Source organism: Alcaligenes sp. Me129, from assembly GCF_050487245.1.
Lineage (GTDB): Bacteria > Pseudomonadota > Gammaproteobacteria > Burkholderiales > Burkholderiaceae_B > Alcaligenes > Alcaligenes phenolicus.
Window position 1 is genome coordinate 43245 of sequence record NZ_JBKQGX010000011.1, and the last position, 15012, is coordinate 58256.

Annotated in this window: 11 protein-coding genes, 1 pseudogene and 2 riboswitches; of the genes and pseudogenes, 5 read left to right on the forward strand and 7 right to left on the reverse strand. The window is 57.1% G+C overall.

The features are described from left to right. Positions 1–31: 31 nt before the first annotated feature. The gene (locus ACLPGZ_RS12645) at positions 32–1348 is read left to right on the forward strand and encodes an MFS transporter (RefSeq protein WP_060185882.1); all 1317 of its coding nucleotides are present in this window, start codon (positions 32–34) and stop codon (positions 1346–1348) included. A 140-nt stretch (positions 1349–1488) separates the two neighbouring features. On the opposite strand, the gene ACLPGZ_RS12650 is transcribed toward ACLPGZ_RS12645, so the two are convergent. Both ACLPGZ_RS12650 and ACLPGZ_RS12655 read right to left on the reverse strand, forming a co-directional pair. Beyond that, complete coding sequence (locus ACLPGZ_RS12650) at positions 1489–1758, reverse strand: hypothetical protein (RefSeq protein ID WP_035267915.1); 270 nt, start codon at positions 1756–1758, stop codon at positions 1489–1491. Continuing rightward, the gene (locus tag ACLPGZ_RS12655) at positions 1755–2558 is read right to left on the reverse strand and encodes a YggS family pyridoxal phosphate-dependent enzyme (protein WP_009454526.1); all 804 of its coding nucleotides are present in this window, start codon (positions 2556–2558) and stop codon (positions 1755–1757) included. The genes ACLPGZ_RS12650 and ACLPGZ_RS12655 overlap by 4 nt, the downstream gene beginning before the upstream one ends. Positions 2559–2635: 77 nt before the next feature. Here ACLPGZ_RS12655 and ACLPGZ_RS12660 point away from each other — a divergent pair, with 77 nt between their 5' ends. Further along, positions 2636–3943, forward strand: a complete 1308-nt coding sequence (locus tag ACLPGZ_RS12660) for an aminotransferase class I/II-fold pyridoxal phosphate-dependent enzyme (RefSeq protein WP_239055543.1) — start codon at positions 2636–2638, stop codon at positions 3941–3943. Positions 3944–4044: 101 nt separating this feature from the next. Here the strand turns inward: ACLPGZ_RS12660 and ACLPGZ_RS12665 are convergent, their stop codons facing one another. Next, a complete protein-coding gene (locus ACLPGZ_RS12665) occupies positions 4045–4914 on the reverse strand; it encodes a DMT family transporter (RefSeq protein WP_083053673.1) in 870 nt (289 codons plus the stop codon). Between the two features lie 85 nt (positions 4915–4999). On the opposite strand from ACLPGZ_RS12665, the gene ACLPGZ_RS12670 reads away from it, so the two are divergent. From ACLPGZ_RS12670 to ACLPGZ_RS12680, 3 genes and pseudogenes are all read left to right on the forward strand, one after another. Next, positions 5000–5509 carry a MarR family winged helix-turn-helix transcriptional regulator gene (locus ACLPGZ_RS12670; RefSeq protein ID WP_009454519.1) on the forward strand — a complete coding sequence of 170 codons (510 nt, stop codon included), beginning with the start codon at positions 5000–5002 and terminating at the stop codon, positions 5507–5509. Between the two features lie 39 nt (positions 5510–5548). Next, positions 5549–7216, forward strand: coding sequence for a VRR-NUC domain-containing protein (locus ACLPGZ_RS12675; protein WP_226348842.1), 1668 nt, complete (start codon positions 5549–5551; stop codon positions 7214–7216). A 797-nt stretch (positions 7217–8013) separates the two neighbouring features. Continuing rightward, positions 8014–9390 (forward strand): annotated as a pseudogene (locus ACLPGZ_RS12680) (ATP-dependent DNA helicase); the annotation flags it as partial. Here ACLPGZ_RS12680 and ACLPGZ_RS12685 read toward each other — a convergent pair. From ACLPGZ_RS12685 to ACLPGZ_RS12700, 4 genes are all read right to left on the reverse strand, one after another. Next, on the reverse strand, positions 9335–10696 hold the full coding sequence (locus tag ACLPGZ_RS12685) for a D-amino acid dehydrogenase (RefSeq protein WP_031232121.1): 1362 nt from the start codon (positions 10694–10696) through the stop codon (positions 9335–9337). The pseudogene ACLPGZ_RS12680 and the gene ACLPGZ_RS12685 overlap by 56 nt on opposite strands. 48 nt (positions 10697–10744) lie before the next feature. Next, positions 10745–10825, reverse strand: a riboswitch (glycine riboswitch). Between the two features lie 4 nt (positions 10826–10829). Beyond that, positions 10830–10917, reverse strand: a riboswitch (glycine riboswitch). Positions 10918–11008: 91 nt separating this feature from the next. Further along, positions 11009–12079 carry an ABC transporter ATP-binding protein gene (locus ACLPGZ_RS12690; protein ID WP_083053668.1) on the reverse strand — a complete coding sequence of 357 codons (1071 nt, stop codon included), beginning with the start codon at positions 12077–12079 and terminating at the stop codon, positions 11009–11011. Further along, complete coding sequence (locus ACLPGZ_RS12695; RefSeq protein WP_035267900.1) at positions 12076–13842, reverse strand: ABC transporter permease; 1767 nt, start codon at positions 13840–13842, stop codon at positions 12076–12078. Before ACLPGZ_RS12695 ends, ACLPGZ_RS12690 begins: the two co-directional genes overlap by 4 nt. 71 nt (positions 13843–13913) lie before the next feature. Continuing rightward, positions 13914–14999, reverse strand: a complete 1086-nt coding sequence (locus tag ACLPGZ_RS12700; protein ID WP_080747931.1) for an ABC transporter substrate-binding protein — start codon at positions 14997–14999, stop codon at positions 13914–13916. Between the last annotated feature and the right edge of the window lie 13 nt (positions 15000–15012).

Genomic DNA, 15012 nt, shown 5'->3' on the forward strand with positions numbered 1-15012 from the left:
GCATACCAATAATTATCTGGAGATATACAAGGTGCATTCATCCATCCAAAGTCCCACGGCTGTGCCTGCAGGTCGGGACGGAAACGGAGATCTCTATAAGAAGATCGTCTGGCGTCTGATCCCCTTTCTGTGCTTTTGTTATTTGGCTGCTTATCTGGACCGCATCAACGTGGGTTTTGCCAAGCTGCAGATGCTCGATCATTTGCAATGGAGTGAAACGGCCTACGGTCTGGGTGCTGGCCTGTTCTTTCTGGGCTACATCCTGTTTGAGGTACCCAGCAACCTGATTCTGGAACGTGTGGGCGCCAAGCTGTGGATTGCCCGCATCATGATCACCTGGGGTCTGCTCTCTGGCCTGACCATGTTTGTCACCTCGCCGACGCAGTTCTACATTCTGCGTTTTGTGCTGGGTGCGGCAGAAGCCGGTTTCCTGCCAGGTGTGTTGTATTACCTGACCCTTTGGTTTCCTACGTACCGACGCGGCAAGATCATTGCCTTGTTCATGATTGGCCTGCCTTTGTCCAGCGTGATTGGTGGTCCTTTGTCCGGCTGGATTATTGGTCACTTTGATCACATGAACGGTTGGCGTGGTTGGCAGTGGCTGTTCCTTTTGGAGGCGATTCCTAGCGTGCTGCTCGGTTTCCTGACTTTCTGGGCCTTGCCAAACAACTATCAGTCTGCGAAATGGCTGAGTAATGATGAAAAATCTCGTCTGGCCGCTGACCTGGCTGCCGACGATGCCGAAGGCAAGGGTGTCAAGCACAGCTTTAAAGATGGTTTCTTCAACCTGAAAGTGTGGATGCTGGGCGGGATCGACTTCTCCATTCTATTGGGTACCTACTCCATCAGCTTCTGGATGCCGTCCTTTATTCGTGCGGCAGGTGTGCAGGATCCTTTCCAGATTGGCTTGATGACGGCGATTCCATCGCTGGCCGGTGTGGTGGGCATGCTGATGATTGGTGCCAGCTCGGATCGTTGCCGTGAACGCCGTTGGCACTTGATCGTGCCGCTGACTATCGGTGCGGTCGCGCTGGTTGCCAGTACCTTTGTGGCTCATCATGCCTGGTTGACCGTTCTGGCCTTCACCGTGGCTTCGGCTGTGATTATGGGTGCTGTGCCTGTGTTCTTCAGCTTGCCAGCGACGTTTCTGAAAGGCACTGCCGCAGCGACCGGTTTTGCTCTGGCATGTTCCTTGGCTAATATCGCCGGTCTGGTCAGCAACTCCCTGATTGGTTGGGTGACCGACCTGACAGGCTCGGGCAGCGCCGCTTTGTGGCTGTTTGCCGGTAGCTTGATGGTGAGCTGCTTGTTGGCATTCGCCTTGCCAGCCAAACAGGTGAACCGCTAAGTCTCCGTTCACTCCTGTTGTCTGAAACACAAAAAACATACCCGGCGAATAGCCGGGTATGTTTTTTATGGTTGCGGCGTCTTGGGTACGCCGCTTTGCCGAATCAGGGTAGCAGGCTTATGGCCGGGTACCGATCAGATTCAGGCAGTAACTTTGCTGCCTTGCTGTAACCAGGCTTGCAAATCAACGGTTTCGTACAGAACCTGTGCGCTTAGCACGCGCAAGCCATGCGGTCCGCTATCCAGAATGCGGTGTTCGCCTTTGGCTTGTTGCAGTTCCAGTTCGCTGTCAGGCAGCGTCATCAGGTGGCGAGCCACGGTAATCAACTGCTCGGGCGGGCAGCAGGGGCTGGACTCAAAGTGTCCGATTTCTTTACCGTTTTGGCGGATGATCAGGCGTAGTGGATTCATGATGTTGTTGCCGTATCGGAGACGGGCCAGTAAAAGTTATTGGGCGTGGCGCGAGCACCAAAAATGGCTTGTCCAACGCGCACAATCGTGGAGCCTTCGGAAATAGCGACTTCATAGTCACCCGACATACCCATGGACAGCTCACGGATGTTTTCCGCGTGGGCAATGTCATTGCGCAATTGATCGCGCAAATTGCGCAGCAGGGCAAAACAAGGCCGTACCCGTTCCGGGTCAGCGTCCATCAAGGCCAAGGTCATCAGGCCTTTGACTTTCAAAGCAGAAAACTGTGGTAATTCGCGCACAAAAGCATGGACTTCTTCCGGGGGTAAACCGAACTTGCTGTCCTCGTTGGAGGTGTTTACCTGCACGAAAACGTCCAGACTGCGGCCTTCAATTTGCAAGCGGCGGTCCAGGGCTTCTGCGGTCTTGAGCTTGTCCAGTGCATGAAATTCAGAAGCAAAGCGTGCAACGGACTTGGCTTTATTGCTTTGCAGGTGTCCAATAACAGCCCATTCCAAATCCGGTAGTTCTTCGCGCAGGGCTTCGTACTTGCCTTCGGCCTCTTGCACCTTGTTCTCGCCCAGCAGGCGACAACCGGCCTGGTAAGCCAGGCGGATGCGGTCAATTCCGAAGGTTTTGCTGACGGTGAGCAAACGTACATCGCCAGCGGCACGCCCGTAGCGCACGCAGGCGGCATCAATTCTTTGTTGTACCAGGGCAATGCGTTCCCGAAATGCCTCTACACTGGTGGAGGTGGGATAATGCTCGGTGTGAAGTAGATCAGGGGCGGATTCGGACATGGCGCACCAGTAAGGAAGAAAAAAAAGATAAACTCGACCCTGCGGGTCGCGCATAAACTATTATGTCATAGGTCAAAATGAATATCCAGGGAAGCAATGCGAAGGAACTTTTCGATGATATCCGACAGCAAGTGGCACTGGGGCGAATCGCTCCGGGCCAGATTTTGCCGCCGGTACGCGAACTGGCTCAAACACTGGGCTTGAACCGCAATACGGTTGCCCTGGCATACAAGCGCCTGGTCTCGGCCGGGGTGGCCGATGCACAAGGCCGTCGCGGTACACGGATTCGTGAGGCGATCCGGGAGCTGGCGCGGGAAGGGCATGGGGCCAGCTCGGCCTTGCAGGATCTGGCCAGTGGCAATCCGGCGCCAGGCTATTTGCCTGCACCTACCCAATTGATAGCTGGGGTGCGTGGTCAAACCCAGGCTTTGTACGGCGCCGACCCGTTGGTGCCCGAATTGCGCGCCGTATGTCAGCAGGTGTTCCATAAAGACACCCCCCCCGATACCGATTACCACGTCAGTTACGGCGCAGTCGACGCGATCGAGCGCTTGCTGCAAGCCTTTTTGCTGGCGGGCGATAAGGTCGGGATTGAAGATCCCGGCTACCTGAACAGTATCAACTCCGTGCATACGCTGGGCTACAAGCCAGTGGGTATTGCTGTTGATAGCGAAGGGATTGTGCCGGCCTCGCTGGAGGCGGCTTTGGAAGATGGTCTGCGCGCCTTGATTCTGACCCCGCGTGCGCACAACCCTACGGGATGTTCGCTAAGCCGTGCCCGTGCCAAGCAGATTGAGCAAATTCTGAAGCAGTATCCCGAATTGTTGCTGATGATTGATGACCACTTCTGGATGCTGGCCAGCAGCCCTTATCGAAATGTGATTCCTGCCGATCATTTGCGCTGGGCCTTGATCCGTTCCGTGTCCAAGGGCCTGGGCCCGGATTTGCGCGTGGCTCTGGTCGCGTCAGACCTGCAAACCAGCGAGCGCTTGTCGCAACGTCTGGCTTCGGGGGCTCAGTGGGTCAGCCATCTGTTGCAGCAAATGGTGGTTCATGGGCTGACCGATGCCGACATCAAGGCGCAGACTCGTGTTGCACAAGCCGCTTACATACAGGCTCGCGCCGATCTGATGCAAGCCTTGAAAAAGCAGGGCATTCCTTTTTGGGATAGCGAGGAAGGCTTCAATCTGTGGATTCCGCTGGATCGGGAAGCCGAGCCGGTACTGGCAGGCTTGGCCGCACGTGGCTGGCTGGTTCGATCCGGCCAAGTCTTTGGGGTGAGCAACCCCGCTCAAGGCTTGCGTGTCAGTTTTGCGAATCTGAATGCCAAAGACGCTCAACGCTTTGCAACCGATTTGGCTCAAGTTCTGCAAGAACGCTATTAGTCACTATCTTGCTGCTTCTAGCGGAGTAGCAAGATAGTGAACTCTCTTACGCGCCCATCCAGATAGTTAATAGGGGCGCTATTTTTATGGGCGCGAGATGCTTATTTGGCGGGCCGATTGCTGATCCACTGCACCGCCAGCACACTGCCCATCACCAGAATAATGCCCAGCAGGCTGGAGCCTGTCATGGCCTGACCCAAAATCAGCCACCCCAGAATTACAGCGGTCAAAGGGCTAAGCAGACCCAGCGAAGACACGGCCACAGAGGGTAAAACGGCAATCCCGCGGAACCACAGGGTATAGGCCAGGAGTGCACCGACCAGACACAGGTAGAGATAGCCACCGATTTGCACGCCGCTCAAGGAACTGTCCAGCGGTGGGTCCAGCCACAAGGCCAGAGGGGCCAGCATCAGTCCACCCAGCATCAATTGCCAGGCCGTGAAGGCCAGAATGGGCATGCCACTACGCCAGCGATGCGACAGGTACGTGCCCAAGGCCATGCACAGGGCCCCGACAATGGCCGCGACCATGCCCCAGGTATCCCATTGGCTCTCTGGCGATAGCAGCAAAATACCCATGCCGATAATACCGATCACGCAGGCGACCAGGGCCATGGTCACCGGACGTTTGCCTTCCAAAGCCCAGGCCAGGCCAATCACCACCAAGGGTTGAGCCGCACCCACAACGGCAGCCAATCCACCCGGCAGGCGGTAGGCCGCAACGAATAGCAAGGCTTGAAATGCCCCGATGTTCAGGGCTGCCAGAATCAGTGTCTTGCCCCAGTCGCCTGGGGCGGGCATGCGTCGGCTCCACAAGAGCAGCATCACGCCAGCGGGAAAGCAGCGCAAAAAGGCCGCGATAAAAGGGCGGTCGGGGGGCAGAATTTCTGTGGTCACAATGTAAGTGGAACCCCAGATGGCGGGGCCTAGTGCGGTCAAGGCCGTCACCAGCCAAAGAGAAAGTCGGTTCATGATGAAAGTATCTTGATATCGAGATAAATGCCAGTGTAGGGATGATTTATCTTAATATCAAGATAAATATCGAAATCGAGAAATCATGAGTGAAGAACACGACGCGGTAGACCTGATCATTAATCAATGGCGCGAGCAGCGGCCAGACTTGCAGAACCTGGACGCTATGGCCTTGCTGGGCCGCATGACACGCTGTTTTCAACTGGTCCAAAAACAAATGAGTGAAAACTTCAGGCGTCACGGCCTGCAGTTGGGCGAGTTTGATGTACTGGCCAGTCTGCGCCGCTCCGGCCCGCCGTATACCTTGGCGCCTACCGCTTTGTTTTCCACCTTGATGGTTAGCTCCGGCACCATGACGCATCGCTTGCAGGGCCTGGAAAAGCAGGGCTTGATCGAACGCATTGCTGACCCGGAAGACGCCCGCCGTATTCTGGTGCGTTTGAGCCCTGCGGGTCTGGCCTGTGTGGATGCGGTCGTGGTGGATCATTTGGCCAATGAAGAAAATTTGTTGGAAGGGCTGGATGCCACGCAGCGCCACAACCTCAATACCTTGTTACGGGACTGGATGCGCTTGTTGGAGTCGCGCCCGGCTTGAAGGAGTGCTAAAGTAGCTGGATATATACACAGCCTGCTTATGATTCCGCCCGAGCTTCCTCCTTTTTATTATCTGCACAATTTCCACCAGGTTTTGCAGTGGGTACAGCACGCCAGTTCCGACCTGCTGGAGCCTGAACACGTCCAATGTGGCCATCGTTTTGGACATGCTTCCCAGCCTGCGCAAGCCTTGCTGGTACGCTTGCTGATGCGTAAAGGCCCGGTGTTCCGTATCGACAAGCTGCGTTATGCCGAGATCGAAAATCTGGAAGAGGCCGTGCAAGAGCTGGCGGCCTGCGAGCTGATAGAAACCGATCCTGAGCTTGATCTGGAAACGTTGTTTGCTGTCCATACCGTTCCCGAGCTGCGCCGCTTGTTCAGTGAGCTGCCAGCCACCGGGCGCAAGTCAGACTATCTGAAATGGATTGGCCAGACGCAGGGTGAACAGGCCCGGCCTTTTACGCAGTGGTGTGCAGATCCCGGCCTGCAAGCTCCGACGCTTCGTCTCTCACCACAAGTCATGCATTGGGCGCAGCGTTTGCAGCTGCTGTTTTTTGGCAATCATTACCAGGACTGGTCCGAGTTCGTGCTCAGCGATCTTGGCTTGTATAGATACGAAACTGTGATTCTGGATCAGTCTAGTCGGGCGTTTCGACATAATGAGGACGTGCGCCTGTATGAAACCCTGTCCGAGCTGCGTGATGCGCAAGATGAGGCCGATCCAGATCTGTGGGCCCAACGCTTTGCCGCTGTTCAGGCTGTTGAGACCGACAGTGATTGGCTTCAACGACGCAAGGCAAAAACCCTGTTTCAGCTAGGCCAGCAAGCCGAGCGCCAACATTGGTGGCCTTTGGCCGAGCAGGCCTATGGGCAGACTAACTGGCCGGGCGCCCGTTACCGTCAATTGCGGGTGCTGGAGCGTCAGGACAAGCATCAAGGGGCCTGGCCCTTGTTTTGTCAGGCGTGGGAGCAGCCCGAAAATGAGAGTGAAACCCAGAAGCTGCTGCGTATGCTGCCCCGGCTGCGTCGCAAACTGGCGGTAGAAGCTCCGCCCAGCTCGCCATCCACTAAGCCCACAAGCCGTACGCAGCGTAGTGATCTGGTTTTGTTTGATGACGGCAATCGGGTCGAGTCCCAGGTGCTGGCCCATTGGGATAGTCCCTTGGCTCCGGTTTTTTACGTAGAAAACGCCTTGTTTCCGGCCTTATTGGGATTGTTGAGCTGGGATGCCATTTTCGCTCCCTTGCCCGGTGCATTTTTTCACCCTTATCAAGCCTGTCCGGCCGATTGGGGTAACCCGGACTTTGTGTCGCGCAGGCAAAACTTGTTTGATCAATCTTTAAGTGTGCTGGATGGCGCAGACTATAAAACCGTGATCTGGCAACGCTGGCAGGAAAAGCGCGGCGTGCAGTGCCCCTTGCTGATCTGGCCTGCCCTGAACGAATCCTTGATCGAACAGGCCTTGCATTGCATCCCCGCCCAGCATTTGCAGCTGGTGTTCAAGCGTATCTTGCAGGATTGGCGGGACAACCGTTCCGGTTTGCCGGATTTGGTGCGCTTCATGCCCGCCCAGCAAAGCTATGAATTGATTGAGGTAAAAGGCCCCGGAGACCGCTTGCAAGACAACCAGCGGCGTTGGTTAAGTTATTTCGAGCAACATGCCATCCCTGCGCGTGTCTGCTATGTGACCCGGCCTGAATCGCCATGAAAGCCTGGACGATAGGTGTACGAGCCTTATGCGAATTTACTGCACGTAGCGGGGATCTGGACCTGCGCTTTACGCCTGCGGCCACAGCACAGGAAGGTATCCTTGGCCACCAGCAGCTAAAGCTGCGTCGCCCCGAGCACTATGAAGCCGAAGTGCCCCTGTCGTACGAGATGGAAGGACTGCTGGTGCGTGGTCGAGCCGATGGGTTTGATCCTGTCAGCAACTGCCTGGAGGAACTGAAAACCTATCGTGGGGCCTTTGATGCTATCCCCGAGCACCATAGACGTCTGCATCAGGCACAAGCCAAGGTCTATGCCGCCATCTTGTGCCAGGAGCGTGATTTGCCGGGGATGACGGTTAGCGTGGTGTATTACCACGTGGACAAGCATAAAGAGACCAGCATCTCCGAGTATCTGGAGCGCGCAGCGCTGTGGGCCTTTTTCGAGGAGCAATGCCGCGCTTATGTAGAGTGGGGGCGGCAGGAGCAAAAACACAGGCTGGCGCGCGATCAAGCTTGTACAGCGTTGCAGTTTCCCTATGAACAATTTCGTGCCGGTCAGCGACAGCTAGCCGTGGCCGCGTTCCGGGCCCAACGTGACGCACAGTGCCTCTTAGCCCAAGCGCCCACCGGTATTGGCAAAACCTTGGCCGTCGTATTTCCAGGCCTGAAGGCCATGCCCGAGGCGGGTTTGGATAAGCTGTTTTATCTGACGGCCAAGAACTCCGGTCGGCAAATGGCGCTGGACGCCTTGCAGCGCTTAAGCCCGGAAGGCGAGGGTGCGTGGCGGGTGCTGGAAATGGTGGCTCGCGACAAGCAGTGTCCCAATCCGGATAAAGCCTGTCATGGCCAATCCTGTCCCCTGGCCGAAGGATTTTATGATCGCCTTCCGGCTGCTCGTCAGCAAGCTCTGGAACAACCCATGCTGACTAGCCAGCGCTTGCAGCAAGTGGCTAGCGAGCATCAGGTCTGCCCCTATTATTTGAGCCAGGAAATGCTGCGTTGGGCAGACGCTATTGTGGGCGACTACAACTACTTTTTCGACACGCATGCGGTGCTGTATAGCCAGACCCTGGCCCAGCAATGGCGCAGCGCGGTTCTGGTGGACGAGGCTCACAATCTGGTTGAACGTGCCCGTTCCATGTATTCCGCGTCTTTCTCGCAAGTGCAGTTGCGCATGGCGCGTAAAGCCTCGCCTTCGGCCTTGAAGCGTCATTTCGCCCCCTTGACTCGCTTGATGGAGGACTTGATACCCGAGGAAGGCGGCGACCAATGGGGGCTGGAAAAGATCCCGGAGGATCTGCTAGAGCAGTGCGACTATCTGGCGGCCCGTTTAGGGGCTTATGTGGCCGAGAATCCCATGCCGCAAGACAGCCCCTTGCTGCAGTTCTATTTCGAGCTGCTGTACTTTGTGGACCTGGCCGGACAGTTCGGCTCGCATTCCTTATTCGATATTTTGGCGCAGCGCGATGGCGTGCTCCTGAACTTGCGCAATATCGTGCCTGCTCCGTTTCTGGCCGAACGCTATGGCGACGCGCACGGGGTAGTGCTGTTCTCTGGCACCATGAACCCCTCGCAGTTTTATCGTGATGTTTTGGGTCTGCCGCCCAGCACAGCAGAGTTGAACGTGGCATCTCCTTATCGGGCTGAGCAGTTGCGGGTACGTCAATATGCCGGTCTGTCCACGCGCTATGCCGACCGGGCCCAGAGCCTGAGCGGCGTTTGCGATATTGTCGGGCAGGCGTATCAGGAGCAGCCGGGCAACTATCTCTTGTTTTTGAGCAGCTTTGATTATCTGCAGCAGGTCAGTCAGGCCTTGCAGGAGCGCTGGCCGGATATGCCGCTTTGGCATCAGCAACCGGGCATGAGCGATCTGCAAAGAACGCAGTTTCTGGACCGCTTCACGCTGGATGGGAAGGGAGTGGGTTTAGCGGTGCTGGGTGGGGCGTTTTCAGAAGGGGTGGATTTACCCGGTAAACGCTTGATCGGTGCTTTTATTGCCACCTTGGGTTTGCCGCAGTTCAATCCGGCTAATGAGTCCGTCAAACAAGTCATGGCCCGGCTCTTTGGGGAGCGGCGGGCCTATGACTATACCTATCTGTATCCGGGACTACGCAAGATTACACAGGCCGCGGGTCGTGTGATTCGCGATGAACAGGATCAAGGCTTTGTGTATCTGCTGGACGAGCGCTATGGGCAGCGGCGGGTGCAGCAGTTGCTGCCGGACTGGTGGCAAATTGAGCAGGTGCGGACTGACGCTCGTTCTGGGCAATCACTTCGGTAATGATTTGGGCGGTGGCGGCTGACAGTGTCCAGCCCAGGTGACCGTGGCCGGTGTTGTAGTAGACGCCAGGGCGGCTGCCTGCTTTTACGCGCGGCATCATGTCCGGCATCATGGGGCGCAAGCCAGCCCACGGTACAACACGGTCGGTAGCCGCGTCGTGGAAGTTGCGACGGGTCCAGTTGGTCAGCGGGGCGATACGGTCGGCGCGAATGTCCTTGTTGGCGCCGTTGTATTCCGCCGTACCGGCCACACGCAGGCGGTCCTTGCCCAGGCGGCTGGTCACAATCTTGGCTTCTTCGTCCAGCAAACTGACCCAAGGGGCGGCATGTTGGGCTTCCGGCGTATCCAGGTACACCGAGATCGAATAGCCTTTGACGGGGTAGATGTTGATGTAGTCGCCCAGCATATGGGCCAAGTGACGGCTACCCACGCCAGCGCAAACTACCAAGGAATCCACAGACAGTGTATGGGTGTGGGCTTCAGCGCCTTCACCGGTACGCAACTGGATGCGGTGTGGTGGGCCGCAATCAATACCCAGGACTTCTGTATCTTGCAGAAATTTCACGCCGCGCTTGGCGCAGGCATCGGCCAGACCGCGTGTGTATTTGTGAATATCCCCTGTGGCGTCCGAAGGCGTAAAGAAACCGCCGTAGTAGGTGCCTTGCAGAGCAGGTTCGATCTGGTGGATTTCTTCGTTGGTAACCGTGCGGCGTTCCAAGCCGCCTTTGTGCAACAGCTGGCTGACTTTTTTGCCGGACTCAAAGCCGCCGGGGGTGTGGTAGATGTGCAGAATGCCGCGCTGTTCCAGGTCGAAATCAATGTTTTCGTCCTTGGCCCACTGGTACAGATTCTCGCGGGCGCTGATGGCCAGCTTGACGGTGTCCACGGTGTTGCGCTCGTAACCGGAAATCGCGCCCACAAATTGCGCCATCCAGCTGTATTTATGCCAGCTTGGTTTGGGGTTGAACAGCAGTGGGGCGTCTTTGCGCATCATCCACTTCAAGCCCTTGAGAATGGTGCTGCGGCTGTTCCAGACTTCGGCGTTGCACGCAGACAGCTGTCCGCCGTTGGCGAAGGAGGTTTCCATCGCGGGGTAGCGCAGGCGGTCGATAACGGTAACTTGATAGCCTTTCAGGCTGAGGGCGTAGGCGGTGGTGATTCCGGAAATACCGGCGCCAATGACGGCAATATGCGACATAACAGGCTCCTGACAGGTGAATTACCACCGAGTAGTGGCAATACCCCATCTGTCCTGTGACCTGAGAGTTTATCCAACCTGTGTGTCTGGCTGGGCTCCTTCGGTGGGCGTCAAACGCCGCTCTCCAGAGTGTCGGGCTGGTACGATCCTTTTGCCTGAGAGATTCCGGGGTGGTTGCTCCGTCGGCGCCTGACTGAACAGGTCTCTTTCATACCGCCTGTAGTGACGCGACTACAGTAGCTGTGCTTACAAAAGTTTGCAATCAGGGTAAACCGGGAGCCGCTGGGGGCAACTCCCGGTTTGGGCTGGGGATCAGGAGGGGTAAATCCACAGTTTGGAGGGTGGCAATTGCAGGTGATGCACACCACTGGGCAGGGGCTCGGGCCCGAAAGCACGCAAGGTGCCGGCAGACGGGTCGGCCATGCGGAAAACGTGCTCCCACTTGTCGCCCAGGTACATGCTGGTGGACAGTTGTAGTTGCAGCGTATCGGGGCCGGGTTGTGCATTCAACTGCACTTGTTCGACACGAATCACGGCGGTGGCTTGCTGGCCAGCGTTCAGGGGAGCGGCGGCATGGCCCCACAGTTCCCAGCCGGGCCCACTTAGGCGGATTTGCTGGTCACGTTGTTCCGTCACCTTGCCTTGCAGACGGTTGTTCGAGCCCATGAACTCGGCGGTGTACAGCGTCTTTGGATTGCTGTAGACCTCTTGCGGGCTACCTTGCTGCTCGATTTCACCACCGTTCAGCAGCAAGATTCGGTCCGAAATCGCCATGGCTTCTGCCTGGTCATGGGTCACCATCAAAGCCGACAAACCCATCTGCACAATCAGCTCGCGCAGGAAGACGCGGGCTTCTTCGCGCAGCTTGGCATCCAGGTTGGACAGCGGCTCGTCCAGCAAGATCACAGGCGGGTTATAGACCAGAGCACGCGCAATGGCGACACGTTGTTGTTGCCCGCCAGACAGCTGGCTGGGGTAGCGTTCGCCCAGACCTTTCAAGCCCAGCTGATCCAGAATGGCGTCCACTTTCTGGCGGCTTTCCGCTTTGGGTGTCTTGCGCAGCGTCAAGGGGTAAGCGACGTTCTCCTGCACCGTCATGTGTGGCCACAAGGCGTAGGACTGGAACACCAGGCCCAGATTGCGGGCTTCGGCGGGCAGGTCGATACGGGCCTGCGAGTCGTACAGCACGTCATTATTGATGGCGATGCGGCCCTGGGATGGTTGTTCCAGTCCGGCAACGGCGCGCAGCAAGGTGGTTTTGCCGCTGCCCGAGGCACCCAGCAGGGAAACCACTTCGCCTTTGTTCAGGCTCATGGAGACCCCTTTCAAAACGGGGTTGCGGTCGTAGGCCAGGTGGATATTGTCTACAGTCAGCTCGGTCATCGTAGTTTCACTCCGAAGCGCAATGCGATGGTCAGGCCAATGACCACCAGAACGATATTAATAAAAGACAGGGCAGCCACAATGTCGATGGCACCGGTGGCCCACAGGGAAACCAGCATGGAGCCAATGGTTTCCGTACCAGGCGTCAGCAAGTACACGCCGGTGGAGTACTCCCGCTCGAAAATCAGGAACATCAGTAACCAGGAGCCAATCAGGCCGAATTTCGCCAAAGGCAGGGTGATCTGTCGTGTGACCTGACCGGGGCGGGCACCCGTACTGCGGGCCGCCTCTTCCAGCTCAGGACCCACTTGCAGCAGGGTGGAGGAGATCAGGCGCAAGCCATAAGCCATCCAAACCACGCTATAGGCCAGCCACACACTGAAGATGGTGCTACGCAGGGCACGCATGGGACCGACGACCGAGCCTCGCAGCCATTCCGCCATGGGCAATACCGACAACCAGCCGTTTTCCAGGGACTGGTCCAGCCACATGGGCACGAACAGGAACATCCACAAGAAGGCCAGACCGGCCAGCAGACCGGGCACCGCACGTGGCACCAGTACGCTGTAGTCCAGGAAGCGGGTGATGCCGTCTGGCTTGCGGTGCATGGCCAAACCGATAAAGGTGTAGCAGATCACTGCCAAGGCACCCCCAAACACACCAATCGCGATCGAGTTCAGAATGGCGCGCAGCAGGTTGGCTTGCCCAAAGACTTGTCTGAATGCATCCAGAGAAAGCACGTCCATCAGCGACACCCCAATGCCCCAGTTGGACACAAAGGCACGCAGCACCACGCCGACAACCGGCACGATCACGGTAAAGAACAGCCACAGTGCAACCAGTGTGGCGGCAGCCCAGCGCCAGCGGCCCAGTGGCAGCGAGCGAGCTTGGGAAGCCTTGCCCTTGACGGTTACAAAGCGGTTGGCGGTACGCATCAGACGGCGTTGCAGCATCACCAGAGGAATGGTCATGGCGATCAGAATTACGGCAACCGCGGCCATCAGGTGATAGGACGGGATGCCCAGCTTGTTGGTCAGCTTGTACAAGTAGGTGGCCAGGACCAGGTGGCCCTCGGGATCACCCAGCACCAGAACCAGACCAAACACTTCCAGGCCCAGGAAAAACAGCAGTACGCAGGCATAGAGAATGGCCGGGCGAACCATGGGCAGGCTGACCGAGCGCATTACTTGCCAAGGGCTGGCACCGGCACTACGGGCGGCTTCTTCCACGTCCGAACCCATGCTGCGCAGGGCGGAGGAAATGTACAGGTAGGCGTGTGGAACGTGGGTCAGACCGGCAATGATGACAATGCTGGTGAAGGAATAAATGTTCCAGGGCACAAAACCGATCAGGTCCAGCGTCCAGGTGGAGAAAAATCCGACAGGCCCGGCGGCAACAATGTAGCCAAAGCCCAGCACCATGGGAGAGACAAAAATGGGGACCAGAATCAGCGGTTCAATCCAGGTACGACCCGGCAAATCGGTACGCACCATCAGGAAAGCAAGAATGCCACCTAAAGGAATCGAGATACCGGCCAGGCCAAAGGCCATGATGAAACCGCTACCCAGGGCTTTGTAAAAGTCCGGGTCGTCGAAAATAAAACGGAAGGCATCCAGCCCCAGAGACTTGTCAGCCGCGAAGAAAGGGGCGGATAGCAGGCTTTGGATGATGATCAGGCTAAGCGGCACATAAATGGCCAATGCCGTTATCAGAACAACGACATGGCGCGGCCAGGCCTGCCACCGAAGGCGTAAGGCTTGCATGATAAGGATTCCAGGCGGAAAAGAGGCGGGGTGGCGGCAGGGGCCACCACCCGATTCAAAGACGAAGCGTCTTACTTATTGGCGGCAGCGCGCCATTGCTTGATGAAGTCCAGACGTTCCTTTTGTTTCAGGAAGTCCAGCAGGGACGAATCCACCGGGATGGGGGTCAGTTCCACACCCGCCAGTTTCTTGGTCAGGCCGTCCACGTCGTTATCGCCTTCCACGTCAGAGCGAATCGAAGCCAGTTCCGATTTGTTGGCCAGGATGTCCTGACCGTCTTTGGACAGCATGTAGTCCAGGAAGACACGGGCAGCGTTGGGGTTTTGCGCCTTATTGCTGATGAACGCCACACGCGACAGGACCAGGGTGTAGTCAGAGGGGTACACAATCCCGATGGCCTTGTCCTTGGCGGCGCGGGTTTCCGCATACGAACCGAGCAAGTTGTAGCCAATCAGGTTTTCACCCGAGCTGACGCGCTCCATCATGGTGCCGGTGGACGATTGCAGAACCAGATTGGCCGAGCCTACGCCCTTGATGAAATCCCAGTAGCTGTCGCCTTTCTTGCTGTCCTGAGCGGCCAGCATATAGCCCACAGCGGATTTCTCGATATCGTAGGTGGTGACCTTGTTTCGGAAACGGTCCTTGTCGCTTTCGACCAATTTAGCCAGTTCGGCGTGGGTCTTGGGCACTTCCTCGGGCTTGATCAAACGGTTGTTGTAGATGAACACCGTAGGCTCGTAGGTGGTGCCAAACGCCTTGTTTTCCCAAACGGCCCAACTGGGCAGGGAGGGAATTTCAGGGGAGGCGTAGCTGGCGGCGTAGTCCGTGGCCAGGCGCATGGCCGAATCCATGGACGAACTCCAGACCACGTCACCACTATTGCTGCCCGAGGCTTGTTCGCTGATGTAGCGGTTGTACAGCTCGGTGCTGTTCATGTCGTGGTATTCGACTTTGATCTTGGGGTTGGCCGCTTCAAAGGCGGAAATCAGCGGAGCGGCTGCCTTGGTATCGGTCGTTGAGTAGACGATGACCTTGCCTTCTTTTTCGGCGGCTTGCGCTTGATCGCCTTGTGCCCAGGCCGCTTGACCGGCAAGCATGCTGGCACTGAGTGACAGGGCTAGCAGGCTAAGGCGGCTAGGGATGGTGAATGCTGACATTCGAGTCTCCTTG

Excerpts from the sequence above, each read along its gene's own strand:
- ACLPGZ_RS12660 (WP_239055543.1), top strand. The coding sequence starts at position 2,636 with ATGAATATCCAGGGAAGCAATGCGAAGGAACTTTTCGATGATATCCGA.
- ACLPGZ_RS12690 (WP_083053668.1), bottom strand. The coding sequence starts at position 12,079 with ATGACCGAGCTGACTGTAGACAATATCCACCTGGCCTACGACCGCAAC.
- ACLPGZ_RS12670 (WP_009454519.1), top strand. The coding sequence starts at position 5,000 with ATGAGTGAAGAACACGACGCGGTAGACCTGATCATTAATCAATGGCGC.
- ACLPGZ_RS12665 (WP_083053673.1), bottom strand. The coding sequence starts at position 4,914 with ATGAACCGACTTTCTCTTTGGCTGGTGACGGCCTTGACCGCACTAGGC.
- ACLPGZ_RS12675 (WP_226348842.1), top strand. The coding sequence starts at position 5,549 with ATGATTCCGCCCGAGCTTCCTCCTTTTTATTATCTGCACAATTTCCAC.
- ACLPGZ_RS12695 (WP_035267900.1), bottom strand. The coding sequence starts at position 13,842 with ATGCAAGCCTTACGCCTTCGGTGGCAGGCCTGGCCGCGCCATGTCGTT.
- ACLPGZ_RS12650 (WP_035267915.1), bottom strand. The coding sequence starts at position 1,758 with ATGAATCCACTACGCCTGATCATCCGCCAAAACGGTAAAGAAATCGGA.
- ACLPGZ_RS12655 (WP_009454526.1), bottom strand. The coding sequence starts at position 2,558 with ATGTCCGAATCCGCCCCTGATCTACTTCACACCGAGCATTATCCCACC.
- ACLPGZ_RS12700 (WP_080747931.1), bottom strand. The coding sequence starts at position 14,999 with ATGTCAGCATTCACCATCCCTAGCCGCCTTAGCCTGCTAGCCCTGTCA.
- ACLPGZ_RS12685 (WP_031232121.1), bottom strand. The coding sequence starts at position 10,696 with ATGTCGCATATTGCCGTCATTGGCGCCGGTATTTCCGGAATCACCACC.